Annotated in this window: 16 protein-coding genes; 1 reads left to right on the forward strand and 15 read right to left on the reverse strand. The window is 42.9% G+C overall.

What is annotated here, in order from left to right; all coding sequences use genetic code 11:
* Nucleotides 1-10 precede the first annotated feature (10 nt).
* The 3 genes from AB5N96_RS01010 to AB5N96_RS01020 form a co-directional block, all read right to left on the reverse strand.
* Nucleotides 11-223 carry a hypothetical protein gene (locus AB5N96_RS01010; RefSeq protein ID WP_499704427.1) on the reverse strand — a complete coding sequence of 71 codons (213 nt, stop codon included), beginning with the start codon at nt 221-223 and terminating at the stop codon, nt 11-13.
* 747 nt (nt 224-970) lie between these two features.
* Complete coding sequence (locus AB5N96_RS01015; protein WP_204589016.1) at nt 971-2,614, reverse strand: DAK2 domain-containing protein; 1,644 nt, start codon at nt 2,612-2,614, stop codon at nt 971-973.
* A 13-nt stretch (nt 2,615-2,627) separates the two neighbouring features.
* Nucleotides 2,628-2,990, reverse strand: coding sequence for an Asp23/Gls24 family envelope stress response protein (locus AB5N96_RS01020; RefSeq protein ID WP_204589015.1), 363 nt, complete (start codon nt 2,988-2,990; stop codon nt 2,628-2,630).
* 206 nt (nt 2,991-3,196) lie between these two features.
* Here AB5N96_RS01020 and rpmB point away from each other — a divergent pair, with 206 nt between their 5' ends.
* On the forward strand, nt 3,197-3,385 hold the full coding sequence (gene rpmB / locus AB5N96_RS01025; RefSeq protein ID WP_010301642.1) for a 50S ribosomal protein L28: 189 nt from the start codon (nt 3,197-3,199) through the stop codon (nt 3,383-3,385).
* A 152-nt stretch (nt 3,386-3,537) separates the two neighbouring features.
* Here rpmB and AB5N96_RS01030 read toward each other — a convergent pair whose 3' ends face one another.
* The 12 genes from AB5N96_RS01030 to gmk are packed head-to-tail and all read right to left on the reverse strand — an operon-like array spanning nt 3,538 to nt 15,699.
* Nucleotides 3,538-4,182, reverse strand: coding sequence for a thiamine diphosphokinase (locus tag AB5N96_RS01030; protein WP_499704428.1), 645 nt, complete (start codon nt 4,180-4,182; stop codon nt 3,538-3,540).
* 1 nt (nt 4,183) lies between these two features.
* The gene (gene rpe / locus AB5N96_RS01035) at nt 4,184-4,831 is read right to left on the reverse strand and encodes a ribulose-phosphate 3-epimerase (RefSeq protein ID WP_499704429.1); all 648 of its coding nucleotides are present in this window, start codon (nt 4,829-4,831) and stop codon (nt 4,184-4,186) included.
* A gap of 2 nt (nt 4,832-4,833) precedes the next feature.
* Entirely contained in the window at nt 4,834-5,709 is an 876-nt protein-coding gene (gene rsgA / locus AB5N96_RS01040) for a ribosome small subunit-dependent GTPase A (protein WP_204589012.1), read from the reverse strand.
* A gap of 11 nt (nt 5,710-5,720) precedes the next feature.
* Nucleotides 5,721-7,676, reverse strand: coding sequence for a Stk1 family PASTA domain-containing Ser/Thr kinase (gene pknB, locus AB5N96_RS01045; protein WP_204589011.1), 1,956 nt, complete (start codon nt 7,674-7,676; stop codon nt 5,721-5,723).
* A gap of 2 nt (nt 7,677-7,678) precedes the next feature.
* Nucleotides 7,679-8,425 (reverse strand): Stp1/IreP family PP2C-type Ser/Thr phosphatase, encoded by a 747-nt coding sequence (locus AB5N96_RS01050; RefSeq protein WP_204589010.1) that lies wholly within the window; start codon nt 8,423-8,425, stop codon nt 7,679-7,681.
* A gap of 15 nt (nt 8,426-8,440) precedes the next feature.
* On the reverse strand, nt 8,441-9,772 hold the full coding sequence (gene rsmB / locus AB5N96_RS01055; RefSeq protein ID WP_392456206.1) for a 16S rRNA (cytosine(967)-C(5))-methyltransferase RsmB: 1,332 nt from the start codon (nt 9,770-9,772) through the stop codon (nt 8,441-8,443).
* Complete coding sequence (gene fmt, locus AB5N96_RS01060) at nt 9,769-10,707, reverse strand: methionyl-tRNA formyltransferase (RefSeq protein ID WP_499704430.1); 939 nt, start codon at nt 10,705-10,707, stop codon at nt 9,769-9,771. Before fmt ends, rsmB begins: the two co-directional genes overlap by 4 nt.
* Nucleotides 10,704-11,192: a peptide deformylase gene (def, locus tag AB5N96_RS01065; RefSeq protein WP_392456202.1), complete on the reverse strand. Its 489-nt coding sequence runs from the start codon at nt 11,190-11,192 to the stop codon at nt 10,704-10,706. Before def ends, fmt begins: the two co-directional genes overlap by 4 nt.
* Nucleotides 11,193-11,208: 16 nt before the next feature.
* Nucleotides 11,209-13,608, reverse strand: coding sequence for a primosomal protein N' (gene priA / locus AB5N96_RS01070; protein WP_499704431.1), 2,400 nt, complete (start codon nt 13,606-13,608; stop codon nt 11,209-11,211).
* Nucleotides 13,596-14,795 carry a bifunctional phosphopantothenoylcysteine decarboxylase/phosphopantothenate--cysteine ligase CoaBC gene (coaBC, locus tag AB5N96_RS01075; RefSeq protein WP_499704432.1) on the reverse strand — a complete coding sequence of 400 codons (1,200 nt, stop codon included), beginning with the start codon at nt 14,793-14,795 and terminating at the stop codon, nt 13,596-13,598. The genes priA and coaBC overlap by 13 nt, the downstream gene beginning before the upstream one ends.
* Before the next feature lie 58 nt (nt 14,796-14,853).
* The gene (rpoZ, locus tag AB5N96_RS01080) at nt 14,854-15,078 is read right to left on the reverse strand and encodes a DNA-directed RNA polymerase subunit omega (protein ID WP_204589004.1); all 225 of its coding nucleotides are present in this window, start codon (nt 15,076-15,078) and stop codon (nt 14,854-14,856) included.
* The gene (gmk, locus tag AB5N96_RS01085; RefSeq protein WP_204589003.1) at nt 15,079-15,699 is read right to left on the reverse strand and encodes a guanylate kinase; all 621 of its coding nucleotides are present in this window, start codon (nt 15,697-15,699) and stop codon (nt 15,079-15,081) included.
* Nucleotides 15,700-15,732 lie beyond the last annotated feature (33 nt).

Raw genomic sequence — 15,732 nt, forward strand, 5'->3', positions numbered from 1 at the left:
TCCGAGGAAATCAGACGTGCCCATGAAGGCGTACTTCAGCCTTTGTGGTGCGGCTGATTCCGGAGCGTGTTTCTGGCGTTCGGAACTCGATTCCAGTTAGATGTGGAGCCGACTGTTCAGAAATTGTGCGAGATGACAGCGTGGGCTGTGAAGCGTTCTTTGCTTCATAGACCGCGATGGCTTCTTGCGGGATTTCTAGGAGGCGTAACTCGATTCCAGTCAAAGTCGAAACCCCTTTAAAACGTTGAGTTCCACTGCGGGGCTGCTTTCCGTGGGCGCTGCGTGAGCTTCCTCGTCGCAGGCTCCTGCGGGATCTCACGGCAGACTTTGATCCCACTGGAGTCAACCCCTCCATTCCACTCAACTTTAGTTTTAGATAGGAGAACGCCACTCTAAACTGTAAAACCCTCCACCCAGGTCGCCATTTCCTGGGAGGATTTCCCCGAGCCTCCCCACGTAAGATGAAAGAAGTCCACTTTCATCTTCGTTGCCGGGTCTCGGGAAAACCCTGATAACCCGGGAAATGACGCCCTGGGTTCCGGGCTTTATTACCACTAACTGGTGAAACCATTGAAATCCTCTTATTCTTAACTTTGATGGCAGACACTATATGAAAGTCGCTTTCACACTGGCAGTTAATTAGTTGAGTGGAGAGCAGGGGCTGACTCCGGAGGGATCAAAAGCGGAACGTTAGACCCCGCAAGCGTGTTTTTCGCTGAGGAGGCTCACGACGCGCCCTCGGAAAGCAGCCCCGGAACGGAACTCAACTTTTATTTTTCGATGTGTAGAACGCTACTAACTTTGGCACACTACTAGGTTGATTATAACGTTAGTGGTCGCCATTATTACATTCCTGATGTTATGGAAACTAGTATAGTCGCCAAAACCCCTATTACTAAAGACACCATATAAAAAGAGAGTTTCTCAGTAATAAGAAACTCCCCCTTCTAGCATTACATTAAAACTATACTTATTCGACAGATAAGATGTATGGATACAGCGGCTGTTTACCGTTGTATACTTCTACTTCTACATCCGGATAATTTTCTTCAATCCACTCAGCAAGTTCGTTGGCATGCGCTTCTGTTGTGTCTTGACCATACAGAATTGTTAACAATTCCGCTTCATCGTCTACCATCTTATTTAATAGTTCTTTCGCAGCTGCGTCTAAATCCTTCGTTGACAGAATAATCTTACCTTCAGCAATCGCCATAAAATCATCTTTTGCAATCTCGACACCATCAATTGACGTATCTCGCACTGCATGTGTGATCTGTCCAGTCTTCACATGTGAGAAGGCTTGTGTCATCGATGTTTTATTGTCTTCAACAGATGCCTCCGGATTGAATGCAAGGACTGCTGCCATACCTTGTGGAACAGTTTTCGTTGGAACAACTGCCGCTTCAATATCAAGAAGTTCAGCTGCTTGTTCAGCTGCCATAATGATATTTTTATTGTTTGGTAAAATCAATACGCGCTCTGCACCGACTTCTTCAATCGCTTTCACGATATCTTCAGTAGACGGGTTCATTGTTTGACCGCCTTCGATCACTGCAGATGCCCCTAAACTTTTCAGCAATTCGCTAACTCCTGTGCCCATTGCAACCGTCACTACGGCATATGGATGTTTCACTGCTTTTGTTTGTTTCGGTTTATCACCCACAATATCTGTGTGTTGTTCACGCATGTTTTCAATTTTAATTTTAATGAGATCCCCGTATTGCTGCCCATAGTTTAAAACTTCCCCAGGCTGCTCAGAGTGGATATGGATTTTCGCGACTTCTTCATCTGAGATGACAAGTAACGAATCACCATATACACTTAAATCATTCCGAAAATCTGTCTCATCAAATGACTTTTTCGTTTCATCTAAACGAACCATGAATTCTGTACAGAAACCGAATTCAATCTCTGACGTATCCATAAAGCCTTGAACAGCCATGTGGTGTTCAGCACTCACCATTTCGTCCATTGAAGCAGCGGACGTTTTCTCAGGTAATTCTTCTCCTTTAAGAGAAGCTAAAAACCCTTCATATACATAGACTAGACCCTGTCCACCACTATCGACAACGCCTACTTCTTTCAATACTGGAAGTAAATCAGGCGTGCGTTTTAAAGAAGCCTTGGCTTCTTCTAGAGTAAGTGTCATGAGTTCATCGATCGCATCAACTTCTTTAGCTACCTCTACTGCTTTTCTCGCTGCATCTTTTGCAACAGTTAAAATTGTACCTTCAACTGGCTTCATCACAGCTTTGTAAGCTGTATCTACACCATACTGAAGTGCTGCAGCAAATTGTTCTGCTGTTACTTCAGAATAGCCTTCAACAGACTTACCGAACCCTCTGAAAAGCTGAGATAAAATAACTCCAGAATTACCTCGTGCGCCCATTAGCAAGCCTTTTGCAAGTGCTTGAGCTGTTTTACCTAGGTGTTCTGTTGTTCCTTTAGCTGTTTCTGTTGCACCTGATGTCATAGATAAATTCATGTTCGTCCCTGTATCTCCGTCCGGAACCGGGAAGACATTTAATGCATCTACATATGCTGCATTTTGAGCCAGGTGGTGTGCACCCATCTGCACCATTTCAGCAAATTGAATCCCATTAATCGTTTTCATAAATTTCTCTCCCTTACATTGTCGCAACGCGAACGCCTTGCACATAGACATTCACCGATTCGACAGCCATGCCTAAAGATTTGCCAAGCGTATACTTTACTTTTGATTGGACTTGGTATGCGATTTCTGAGATCTTTGTCCCGTAGCTCACAATGATATACATATCAATATGCACTTTTCCGTCTTTTTCACGAACAAGTACACCTTTTGTAAAATTCTCTTTTCGTAAAATGTCAGATAAGCCATCTTTCACTTGGTGTTTCGAAGCCATGCCTACGATCCCGTAACATTCAATCGCTGCTCCACCTGCGATTTGAGCAATCGCATCTTGTGAAATTTCAATCTGGCCAAAATCATTTTTTATTTCAATTGACATTGCAATTCCTCCCTAAGTCAAACTGACTACTCACCATTGTACTATACGAAGCGTGTCCTGAAAAGAAACGATTTACTGATGAGCTGTAAAGGAAATTTTCTTGATAACACTTGCGAACATAAAAAAAGTATGGTAAATTACTAAAGTATGTGAAATAACGAAGTAAAACAAAAAGCATAGCTTCTTGTTGTGAGGAGGGAATTAGTATGCCTAAACAATGTGTCATTACAGGCCGTAAGACTCGTTCTGGAAACAACCGTTCACACGCTATGAACGCTTCTAAGCGTACATGGGGTGCTAACTTACAAAAAGTTCGTATTCTTGTAGATGGTAAACCAAAACGCGTATGGGTTTCTGCTCGTGCATTAAAATCAGGAAAAGTGGAGCGCGTTTAATCGCCTCCCTTTTGTAAAGACCACGGCATATGCTGTGGTTTTTTCTTTGTACGTAAAAAACCGCCTTAGTGGCGGTTTTTTTTGGTATCTCGGAAGAACCATCTCAAAAGCTTTGTTACACTCGATGGAAGTTGAATTGTAATGACCTTCATTTAATCCCCACTTTCCTCGCGACTCTGTATACATAAACATATGCCGGAGGAAAATGAGATAGACCCAACTTGTTCGACAATCTCATTACTTGTAAAGCGCGCGCTGGTTTTACTGATCAAGTCGTTTTGCACGGGATATTTAAATCCAGTGAGAGAAACGTTTAGAACATCCCCTTGCCATGAAAAGAAAGAACAGTAGGTGTATTCATTTTTCTCAACCTCTGTAACGCCAGGTTGCAAAAAGAGAATTCTGTTATCGCGGTCTAGTAGTTCAAACTGAATAGACGGAAACTGCAGTTGAAAACGCAACATGTCATGCAAGACTGCTTGATAATGATCAAGTCTGCCTCCTGTGACGCCGACGAGTACGATTTGCTTTGGGAGCATTTCGACTGATCTTTCAAGTGCTAAATACGTATCTGTTTCGTCTTTCTCAGGTGAAACTTGCACGGCTTGCATCAACTGAGTCTGCCACTTTTCACGCTCTGCATTTTGAATAGAATCCAAGTCACCAATGATAAAGTCAGGTGTTATACCTTTCTCCAACAATCGAATGGCTCCACTGTCCGCTCCTATCCAGTAATCTGCTTCAAGAGTTAGAGGAAGTTGCTCACGCGGTCCTCCCCCACAAATCCCAATACGCATACTAGGCTTCCTTGATGTCACGAAGTGCTTGTGCTTTATCGGTAGCACCATAAATTGCGGAACCCGCTACAACGACTGTCGCGCCAGCAGCCACACACTCTTTAACGGTTTCTTTATTGACACCACCATCAATTTCAATTTCAAATGTATAGCCGTGCTGTTGTTTTAAATCAGCCAATTGTTTCACTTTCTTTAACACCGAGGGAATGAAAGACTGCCCCCCAAAACCAGGATTTACGGTCATGAACAACACGACATCAACTTCTTCAAGTACGTGTTCGATTGTAGAAATTGGCGTGTGTGGATTTAGCACAACTCCACACTGAATTCCTTGAGATTTGATATGTTGCAATGTTCGATGCAAATGACGGCAAGCTTCTACATGCACCGTAATAATATCCGCACCAGCTTTTACAAAGGACTCAATATACTGATCTGGATTTTCAATCATTAAATGCACATCGAGTGGTAGCTTTGTATGTGGACGAATAGCGTCTACTACAAGTGCACCCATAGTGATGTTTGGAACAAAATGACCATCCATAACGTCAATATGAATCCAATCCGCCCCCGCTTGATCGACGAGTTGGACTTCACTTTGAAGATTTGCAAAATCTGCTGCTAAAATTGAAGGTGCTATTTTTACCATTGTTAATACCTCGGCTTTCTATCCATAATTTCATGTAAAAATTGAAGATAATTATCATAACGATGCTCGGCAATTTCGCCTACGTCTACGGCATCTTTCACCGTACACCCTGGCTCTTTCAGATGAAGACATCCTCTGAACTTGCACGTTAATTTCCTCATTTCCGGGAAACATTCACCTAGTTCTTCTTTTTCAAGATGATCGAGTTCAAAATTACTAAATCCTGGAGTGTCGGCTAAAAGACCTCCTGCTACCTCTATTAGCTCAACATGACGGGTTGTATGCTTCCCGCGTCCTAAAGCCATAGAGATTTCGCCGGTCTTTAACTTCAGTTCTGGTAACAACGTATTGAGTAATGTCGATTTCCCAACGCCTGATTGTCCTGCTAGTACGCTAAGACGATTTGGTAACAACTTAGCGATACTTTCTGCAAGCAACGGGTCTCCCTTGTATGTGTAAATCAAAGGATAGCCAATTTGCTCATAATAAGAAGCTTGGTGTTCAACTTTCAAGCGCTGTTCGTCCGATAATAAATCCATTTTCGTTACAATCACGACAGGTTCAATTCCATACCCTTCGATGACTGTTAAAAACCGGTCAAGTAAATGTTCATTAAAATCTGGCTCAATCGCAGAGAATACGAGGAGCGCCTGATCGACGTTCGAAATAGGTGGCCGTACAAGCTCGTTTTTGCGTTCCTCTATCTCCGTCACGACACCGTCATTCTCTCCTTCGACTGTATAAGTTACCATATCACCCACGAGTGGCGACTGGCCTCTTTTGCGAAATACTCCGCGTGCCCGCGTTTGGATAACCGTACCTTGATCATAGACGTAGTAAAAACCACTTAATGCTTTTCTGATTTGGCCTGTTGGCATGCCATTCCTCCTTATGGTAGATCTGCGTAATTAATTGTTTCTTGTGCTACTACAACATTATCTACTTCGATGCGATACGCCCCTTGTGCACCTTCCACAATTTCTAACTGAAGTCGTCTTGTTGCGTCTTCCGTGATTGTAAATTCTTCAATCGGTTCTGCTAAAGTTCGCGTACGGTCCTGTACAAAAATTCGAACAGACTGCTCTACCTGCTCTTGACCTTCTTCTACTTCATACGGGATTTCAATGGACACGATATATAATTTGGTAGCTGCCGCTGCCGGCCCGTCTGAAATAACAACTGCTACTTCACTACCTGGCTTTAACATAGTTCCCGGTTCAGGGCTTTGTCGTATGACTTCACCTGCGGGTACTTCGGATGAATTTTCACGGGCAGACGAGTTAATGACAAACCCTGAAGACGCCGCGTAATCTTCAAGAGCTCGAGCATTGTAACCGCGTAAATCTAAAAGTTCTCGCGTTTCAGGTCCTTTACTAACAGTTAAAATCAACTCTGTTTCTAGTGCGTTGACTTCTTCACCAGCTTCAGGCTGTTGTGCAATAATCGTTCCAATAGGTTCATCCGAAAACTCTTCGTTTTCTGTAACTGATTGGAAGGAGTCGGCAACAAGCGGTCGAACTTGCTCGATACTTCTTCCTACATAATCATTTACTTTAATCGTTTCGGGTCCTTGCGATACATACAAATTGATTTCCGTTTCAGGATCACGCATTCTACCAGCCTCAGGAGTTGTGCGGATCACTTGTCCTTCTTCCACTTCTTCTGAATACTGTTCGCGTACTTCTCCAATAACAAATCCAGTGGCTTCGAGTTCTTCCGTTGCCTCTTCAAGTGTCATCCCTACAACATCCGGCACCTCAATTTTCGCAGGGCGGAACATACCAGGAAAAGCGAGTACAACAATTAACCCTATTAACAGTAACGCACCAATAATCAGAGCAATAATTTTACCCTTTTTCGATTTTTTCTTCACAGGAGCAGGAGCCGGATCAACTTTTGGTTTCCGGTCTTCTAGTTTACGCGTTTCTTGGATTTCATCGAGCGGAATCGGCTGTTTAATGACAGGCATCACTTTTGTCGCATCGTCATCCACACTCGGTACATACTTTGGTTCATTTAAATAGTCCGTATCCAAAGAACGTGCAATATGCGCATGCATCTCTTTTACAGAGACGTATCGGTCTTCAGGTTTTTTTGCTGTAGCTCGAAGGACTACGTTTTCTAAACTTTGGGGAATCGCTGCATTGATTGCTCGAACAGAAGGTGTCTCTGCTTGTAAGTGCTTGAGTGCAATCGAAACTGCTGACTCCCCTTTAAACGGAAGTTGACCTGTTAATAATTCGAATAATACAATTCCTAATGCGTAGATGTCGGACTTACGAGTTGCTGTGCCACCACGCGCTTGTTCAGGCGACAAATAGTGAACAGTACCTAAAACTGAATTCGTTTGGGTAAAGGATGTCGCAGATAACGCCATCGCAATTCCAAAATCCGTCACTTTGACATTGCCCTCTTCATCTAACAAGATATTTTGAGGTTTGATGTCACGGTGCACAATATGGTGCTCATGTGCATGTTCAATCGCTGATAACAGCTGCTTCATAATCGTCACTGCTTTTGCGGGTTGCACAGGCGCATTGTCAGCTATGTATTCTTTTAATGTTTGTCCTTTTACGTGTTCCATTACAATGTAATGGATATCCCCGTCCTCGCCTACATCATAGATTGTGACGATATTGTCGTGTGTCAGTGATGTGACAGAAAGGGCTTCCCGTTGAAATCGTCTGTGTAGGTCCTCTTCGTTTGAGAAGTCATAACGCAATATTTTAATGGCAACGTCTCGATCTAAAATCATATCGTGTGCTTGGTAGACATTGGACATGCCACCCCCGCCGATATGTTTCTCTAGTTTATAACGTCCACTTATCCGTTTTCCGATTAACATCGTTACTCACCTACCTTCAGGTGACTAAGAATGAGTGAGATGTTGTCCTCTCCACCCTGGTCGTTGGCTAGTGTGACAAGTGTATCCGCTTTTGCTGTAAGAGTGGCTTCAGTTTGAAGGACATGAACGATTTGTTCGGATGACAGCATATTGCTCAATCCGTCAGAACACATAAGAACATACTCCCCTTCACGCATTGTCACAGTTAAAATATCAGGATCTATAGAAATCTCTGTCCCAATCGCTTTCATCAGCATATTCTTTCTAGGATGTGTTTTCGCCTGCTCTTCATCAATCTCTCCCGAATCGAGCAAAACATTTACGTAGGAATGATCTTTCGTCAATGGATGGATTTCCCCTTTAGAATAGAGATACACGCGACTGTCTCCAATATGTGCAAACGTGACTTTTCTATCTTGGAACACTGCAGCAATCAGTGTTGTACCCATTCCTTTGCATGCAGGATCCGATTCAGCTATAGTGCTTATTCGGTCATTTGCACCCTCATAGGCTTCTGTTAACCATTTAGAAACATGTGTCTCCTCACTTTCAACTTGTAGAGAAGACTTCTGAAAGCGGTCTACTAAAAACCTTACTGCCAGTTCACTAGCAACATCCCCGGCATTGTGACCACCCATTCCATCAGCAAGTACTGCTAACGTCATACCTTTAGATTTTTCGAAGACTTGCAAATAGTCTTCATTGATTGCACGCTTTTTACCTACATCCGTGCGATGAACAAATTCCATTTTGTCACCCCTTGATTATGCTTTTTGAAGAGCTACTACATAAAATCCATCGCCGTCTGGATATGGAAGTACTTGATGACCTACTTTCGCAGCGCCATGCGGAAGAGCAGTAAATACATCCGGAAGAGAGAGTTCTTGCATATCTTGATGCAATTGTAAAAAAGCATCAATCACTTCATCATTCTCAGTCGGTTCAATCGTACATGTGCTATAGACCAGTATGCCACCAGGCGATAAAAGAGAGTAGGCTTCATTTAAAATAGCAAGTTGGATCGTAGCTAATCGTTCTGCATCTTGTGGTTTTTTTGCATATTTCATATCTGGCTTGCGACGAATGACACCATATCCACTACACGGTGCATCCACTAAAATACGATCAAATTGCTTTTGCTCTAAAACTTCTTGCGCTTGTCTTGCATCCGCCGCAACCGTCGAAATGTGTGTAAAACCAAGACGCTCGGCATTCTCATGAATGTACTTTAATTTATTCTCGTGAAGATCAAGTGCTGTAATATGACCCGTATTGGCAAGAAGTTGCGCAATATGTGTGGTTTTCCCACCAGGTGCTGCACACATATCAAGAACCGACATACCCTTTTCAAGTTGGAGTGCATGTGCTGGCATCATCGAACTCTCGTCTTGAATCGTAAACTGACCCGATGCGAAAAGTGCTGAAGTCGCTGCTGTTTTCCCAGCAACATGCAAGCTTTCTGGCAAGATTCCTTTTCGTACAGTAAACCCTTCTGACTCGAGCGCTTGAATTGCGTCATCAATTGATATTTTCATCGTGTTGACACGAATAGTCTGAGGAGGTGCGACATTGTTTTGGCGTGCAATTTGTTCTGTTTTTTCAAAACCAAATGCTTGGATCCAATTTTCTAGCATCCACTCTGGGTGACTAGTTTCTATTGACAAACGTTCTAATGGGTCTTTAATCGAATCAAAACTTGGCACACCTTCACGAAGAAATGCACGCAACACACCATTCACTAAACCTGAAACACCTTTGTGTCCGTGATACTTAGCGAGTTGAACAGCTTCATTTACTACTGCGTGGTTCGGAATACGATCCAGGTAGTGAATCTGGTAAACGGCCATGCGCAATACCCACTGAACCCAGTTTTCTAATTTTCCTTTGATAAAAGGAGCTAGGAAAAAATCGAGTGTCATTTTGTGTTGCAACGTCCCATACGTAAGTTCTGTCATAAGACCTTTATCAATACCTGCAATTTTGTGTTGATTCATATGTTTTGTGAGCAACAAATTACTATACGCTTGATTTTTATCGACATCCATTAGAACAAATAGAGCTGCGTCCCTAGGGTTGCCTAGTTGTTTTCGCTTCATTTAAATTGATCTCCTAGTTTGTATTGCTGCCCAACACCTCGTAAGAATTCGTCAACAGCTAATTTTTTCTTTCCTGCAGGTTGTACTTCAAGTAGTTCCAATGCTTGTCCGTCTCCTGTCTGTACAACAAAACGGCCTGTAGTATCAATGATTTCACCTGGTACAGCATGCGAGTTTCCGTTCACTTCACGTGCAGACCAAATTTTAAAACTTGCCTCATCAAACGTCGTGTACGCACCTGGCCACGGATTCAAACCACGAATTTGGTTGAATACCTCCCGAGCAGGCTTTGCCCAATCGATTCGTTCTTGTTCGCGTGAGATGTTTCGTGCAAACGTTACTTGATCAGGATTTTGAGGTGTTCGTGCGTTCGTTCCAGCAACAATCGATGGAAGTGTTTCCTTTAACAAGGATGTTCCTGCTGCACTGAGCTTGTCAAAGAGCGTTCCTGTAGTGTCTTGTTCTGTAATGGGAACTTCTACTTGCGAGATAATATCTCCTGCATCTAGTTTCTTCACCATATACATGATAGTGACACCCGTTTTCTCTTCCCCGTCTAGAACCGCTTGATGAATTGGTGCACCGCCGCGATATTTTGGTAGTAAGGATGCGTGGACATTAATGGCGCCTAATTGAGGAAGTGTTAGCACCTCTTCAGACAATAATTGACCAAATGCTGCTGTCACAATCAAATCTGGATTTAATTCTTGCAGTCTTTTTAATTCCGCACTGCCTGTTAACTTTTCAGGTTGTAGTACTTCGATTTCGTGACGAAGCGCTTCTTCTTTAACCGGTGGTGGCGTCAACACTTTTTTCCGCCCAACAGGACGATCAGGTTGTGTGACAACTGCTAAAACGTTATAGCCCTCTTCAACCAACATACGAAGAACGGGTGCAGAAAATGCGGGTGTCCCCATAAATACGATGGACGTCATTGTTCTTCACCTTCCTCCATGAATTCTTCAGGAGAGACATAACGAATAATTTTTGAAGTAAATAAAATACCATTTAAGTGGTCGATTTCATGTTGAATGGCACGTGCTTCATAATCTTCTGCTTCTAATTCATACAAATTGCCGTCACGGTCTTCCGCCTCAACTTTTACATAATACGGTCGTTCTACTTCTCCGTACAATCCCGGGAAGCTTAGGCAGCCTTCTACTTCAACTTCTTTACCACCAATAGCAACAACTTGTGGGTTGATCATTTCAATGACTTCTTGGCCTTCTCCCATATCTACAATGGCTATGCGTTTTGATACTCCGATTTGCGGAGCTGCAAGGCCGATACCATCTGCTGCCACCATAGTTTCATACATATCATCAAGCAATTTGCCTAGTTCTTCATTAAACTCTGTGACATCTGCTGCCGGAGTCGTCAAAATATCATTGGGATGTTCAACTATTTTTAATACTGTCATTCTTCGTTCCTCATTTCTATACAATCGTAGATGGGTGTAAATCTATGCTGATTCGCACCCCTTGCTTTTCCCATTGCGTTCGGGAAAGCTTTAATAACTGATGAAGCGCAGTCGTTAAGTTTGGCTCTCGCTTATATTTAATCATGCATTGATAACGGTACCGCTCTTGTATGCGGCTGATTGCAGAAGCAGTCGGACCTATTACAGCGGTTGATTGCGAAAGGTTTTCTCGCAACCACTCTGCCGTCTTACCCGCATAGTCTGCAGTCGTTATGACCTCTGGATGACTGATTTGAATATGGGTCAAATAATAAAACGGAGGGTATTGATAAGCTTTTCTCATTTGCATCTCTTGCGTGTAAAAGCCCAAATAATCATGTGTTTGGGCATTGACGAGTGCATAATGTTCCGGATCATATGTTTGGACGATGACGTGGCCTTTTTTCTCATGTCTACCAGCTCGACCACTCACTTGCGTAATCAACTGGAACGTTTTTTCGGCCGCCCGAAAATCCGCAAGATGCAAAGAAGTATCGGCATTTAACACACCCACTAAAGTCACTTCCGGAAAATCTAATCCCTTTGCAATCATTTGTGTACCTAATAGAATATCCGCCTGTCGTTGTCCAAAGTGATGCAGGATTCGTTCATGTGCACCTTTCGTACGCGTTGTGTCAACATCCATTCGCAGCGTTCGGGCTTCTGGAAATAGCTTTGTAATCTCTTCTTCTACTTTTTGAGTACCTGTGCCAAAAAATCGAATGTGCTCACTTTCGCAATGGGGACACTGGGTGGGAACTAGTTCTTCATATCCACAATAGTGACATCTTAAAGCTTCGCCCATCCTGTGATAGGTCAAGGAAATATCACAGTTCGGACATTGGACTGTCGTTCCACAATCGCGGCACAATACAAAAGATGAGAAGCCTCGTTTGTTTAAAAATAAAACAATCTGCTCTTTTTTTGCTAATCGATCTCGAATCGCATCAATCAATTCCATGCTGAACATGGAGCGATTTCCACCCTTTAGTTGTTCCCGCATATCAATTAAATCAACAGGTGGTAAAGCTTTAGCATTCGCTCGACTCGGGAGCTCAAGCAGTGTATAGACTCCTTTTTTTGCACGAGCATAGGATTCGATGGAAGGTGTTGCACTTCCTAAAATCACAGGACAATTTGCAAACTGCGCGCGCCATTTTGCGACTTCTCGTGCATGGTAACGCGGAGAATCTTCTTGTTTGTAAGAGGACTCATGTTCTTCATCGAGTATTAGTAACCCTACGTTTTCAAACGGTGCAAAAATGGCTGAACGCGCCCCTACTACTACTCGCACTTCTCGGCGATGAATTTTACGCCACTCGTCGTACTTTTCTCCGACAGAAAGACCACTATGCATCACTGCCACTTGATTCCCAAATCGCATTTTGAAACGCGTAACCATCTGTGGTGTAAGAGCAATTTCTGGCACAAGCATAATGGCTTCTTTTCCAAGAGCAAGTGCTTCTTCAATCGCATGTAAATAGATTTCTGTTTTCCCGCTACCCGTAATCCCGTGCAAAAGGAATGTTTCACTTTTTTGATTTTGTTGCGCACGGTTGATCGTCTCAAGAACTTCTTTTTGAGCCTCTGTAAGTGTGACCACTTTATCAATTGATGTATCTGCAAGTAATTCGATTTCACGGTACACTTCTTGTTTAGATTTTTTTAAAATCTTCTTTTCAACGAGCGCATCTAGTACAGGCGTCGTCACTTGGACATGTTTTTGAATGTCTACTATGGTGAAAGATTTTGAATTTGTCTCTAAAATCCAACCTACAACTTGTTGTTGCTTTTTCGCTTGACCAGAAAGCTCAATCGATGCATCGATGACGTGATAGACCGTTTGTAGTTTTGGTTTCGCTTTTTGACGAATTCGAGTTTCTATCGTGGCATTTCCCGTATCGAGGTGGACTTTCAGTTCTTGTATCAAGTGTTGTTTTTCAAGTGATGCAAAATCAACTTCTAGATCTTTGGACAATAAATTTTGAAAAGGCTCGGATAAAACTGAAGCATTTTCAACCTTAACAAGTTTTGTGTAATTTGCTCGGAGAGCTGCAGGAATCATCACTTGGAGCGCATCGTTATAGAAACACAACGTATCATCTTTTAGCCATTTACCTAGCTCGAGCATTTCTGCTGTCAATACCGGTTCAATATCAACTACTGATTCAATAGGCTTCAATTTTTTTTCATCAAGTTCTGTTTCATCTGACGTTGAAATGACAAACCCCTGCACTTTACGAGGTCCAAAAGGAATGTGTACACGAATACCTGGATGAATAAAACTTTCGAGTTGAGCAGGCACGTGATAATCAAACGGCCGGTCGATTGCCGCTGTAGAAACATCTACAATGACCTGTGCAATCACGAGTGCCATCCCTCCTGCTCAGCAACAAACTGTAGCAATTCAAGTGCAAGTTGTTGTTTCGGTAGGAATGGAAAATCTGATTTTCCTGATTTTGAAAACACAGTTACTTTATTTGTATCTGTGCCAAATCCAACACCTTGTTGCGTGACATCATTGGCTATAATATAATCGGCATTCTTTTTCACACGTTTTTTCTCCGCATACGCTTCAACATCATTCGTTTCTGCTGCAAAACCAATGACGACTTGGTTCGATTTGATCGAGCCCATATGCGCCAGAATATCAGTCGTGCGCTCCATCTCCAGTACTGTATCGCCATCTTGTTTCTTAATTTTCTGGTCTGCTTGAAGTTTCGGTTTATAATCGGCAACTGCTGCCGTTTTAATAAGGATATCTGTAGATGCAAAACGTGTCTCCACTTCACGTAACATGTCCGCTGCACTTTCAACATCAACACGCGTTACTCCGGTTGGCGTTTCTAATGTTACTGGCCCTGCAATCAATGTCACTTCTGCCCCAAGGTCTGCTGCTGCACGGGCCATCGCAAAGCCCATCTTGCCTGTTGAGAAGTTTGATACGTAGCGTACTGGGTCAATTCGTTCACGCGTAGGCCCAGCCGTTACTACGACTGACTTCCCTTTTAAGGGCATTGATTTTTGTTTACGATTCATGATGAGCTCTGTAATTTTTTCTGGCTCTTCTAAACGCCCTTTTCCGACGTATCCGCATGCAAGATATCCTTCAGAAGGCTCGATAAAGCGAACGCCGCGTTTATGGAGGGTATCAATATTTTGAAGTACCGCAGGATGACTATACATATGGACATTCATCGCAGGTGCCATCCATACTTCTTTTGTCGTTGCAAGAAGTGTTGTAGTGATCATGTCGTCTGCAATACCGTTTGCGTACTTGCCGATGACATTTGCAGTTGCCGGCGCAACTACAACTAAATCTGCCCAGTCTGCTAAATCAATATGAGCAATGACACGTGAATCTTTTTCATCAAATGTGTCAAAATAGACGTCATTGCGGGACATCGCTTGAAAAGAAAGTGGTTGGACAAATTCCATTGCTGATTGTGACATAATGACACGTACATCTGCACCCGCTTGTGTAAGTTTACTAACAAGCGCAATTGCTTTGTAAACCGCGATCCCACCTGTCACACAGAGTAAAATTTTTGTTGACCCAGTCATTCGAAAATCCCCTTTTATACAGAATGACCTCCCAAAGACAATCTTTGGGAGGTAGGTTTTATACTTCGTCTTCGTATACTACATTTTGGTCGGCGACTTCATTGATTAATACGCCTGTAGCGATTTCCTCAAGTGCTTTGCCAACGTTTTTATCAGAAACATACTTTACTAAACGCATGTTTTTCTCTTCTTGCATCTGGCGTGCACGCTTGGAAGCGATACTCACCAATGAGTACTTAGAATCAACTTTTTTCTTTAACGAATCCACTGATGGATATAACATTTAGAGTTCTCCTTTCAACATGGCCTTGTAGCGTTGCTCTACACGCTCACGCTTACAATGCTCAGCTGTCACAATCGCATTAATTTTATCACATGCACGCTCGACTTGATCATTTTCAACAACATAGTCGTACAAATCCATCATCGCAAGTTCTTCACGTGCTGCTGCAATTCGTGCTTGAATCACATCGTCCGTTTCCGTTCCTCTTCCGACTAATCGACTCTCTAGCTCCGACAAGCTAGGTGGCGCTAGAAAAATAAAGAGCGCATCTGGTGCTTTTTCTCGGACGAGCTTGGCACCCTGCACTTCAATTTCTAAAAACACATCGCGACCTGCGTCTAACGTGGCATTCACGTAATCAAGAGGCGTACCGTAATAATTGCCAACATAATTGGCATATTCAAGGAGTCTTCCTTGTTCAATCAATTCTTCAAACTGCTCTTTCGATTTAAAAAAATAATCAACACCGTCTACTTCGCCTTCGCGCGCTTTCCGTGTTGTCATAGAAATCGAATATTCATAATTTGTTTCTGGGGTGGAAAAGAGCTCTTTTCGCACCGTTCCTTTACCGACGCCAGAGGGACCGGAGAGAACAATTAAGATGCCGCGTTCTTTGTACATAATGACTCCTTCACATTCAACATACTTACTTGA

Origin of the sequence: Chryseomicrobium imtechense (assembly GCF_041475995.1) — a bacterium.
GTDB lineage: Bacteria > Bacillota > Bacilli > Bacillales_A > Planococcaceae > Chryseomicrobium > Chryseomicrobium aureum.

Excerpts from the sequence above, each read along its gene's own strand:
- AB5N96_RS01015 (WP_204589016.1), bottom strand. The coding sequence starts at position 2,614 with ATGAAAACGATTAATGGGATTCAATTTGCTGAAATGGTGCAGATGGGT.
- AB5N96_RS01020 (WP_204589015.1), bottom strand. The coding sequence starts at position 2,990 with ATGTCAATTGAAATAAAAAATGATTTTGGCCAGATTGAAATTTCACAA.
- rpmB (WP_010301642.1), top strand. The coding sequence starts at position 3,197 with ATGCCTAAACAATGTGTCATTACAGGCCGTAAGACTCGTTCTGGAAAC.
- AB5N96_RS01030 (WP_499704428.1), bottom strand. The coding sequence starts at position 4,182 with ATGCGTATTGGGATTTGTGGGGGAGGACCGCGTGAGCAACTTCCTCTA.
- rpe (WP_499704429.1), bottom strand. The coding sequence starts at position 4,831 with ATGGTAAAAATAGCACCTTCAATTTTAGCAGCAGATTTTGCAAATCTT.
- rsgA (WP_204589012.1), bottom strand. The coding sequence starts at position 5,709 with ATGCCAACAGGCCAAATCAGAAAAGCATTAAGTGGTTTTTACTACGTC.
- pknB (WP_204589011.1), bottom strand. The coding sequence starts at position 7,676 with ATGTTAATCGGAAAACGGATAAGTGGACGTTATAAACTAGAGAAACAT.
- AB5N96_RS01050 (WP_204589010.1), bottom strand. The coding sequence starts at position 8,425 with ATGGAATTTGTTCATCGCACGGATGTAGGTAAAAAGCGTGCAATCAAT.
- rsmB (WP_392456206.1), bottom strand. The coding sequence starts at position 9,772 with ATGAAGCGAAAACAACTAGGCAACCCTAGGGACGCAGCTCTATTTGTT.
- fmt (WP_499704430.1), bottom strand. The coding sequence starts at position 10,707 with ATGACGTCCATCGTATTTATGGGGACACCCGCATTTTCTGCACCCGTT.
- def (WP_392456202.1), bottom strand. The coding sequence starts at position 11,192 with ATGACAGTATTAAAAATAGTTGAACATCCCAATGATATTTTGACGACT.
- priA (WP_499704431.1), bottom strand. The coding sequence starts at position 13,608 with ATGGCACTCGTGATTGCACAGGTCATTGTAGATGTTTCTACAGCGGCA.
- coaBC (WP_499704432.1), bottom strand. The coding sequence starts at position 14,795 with ATGACTGGGTCAACAAAAATTTTACTCTGTGTGACAGGTGGGATCGCG.
- rpoZ (WP_204589004.1), bottom strand. The coding sequence starts at position 15,078 with ATGTTATATCCATCAGTGGATTCGTTAAAGAAAAAAGTTGATTCTAAG.
- gmk (WP_204589003.1), bottom strand. The coding sequence starts at position 15,699 with ATGTACAAAGAACGCGGCATCTTAATTGTTCTCTCCGGTCCCTCTGGC.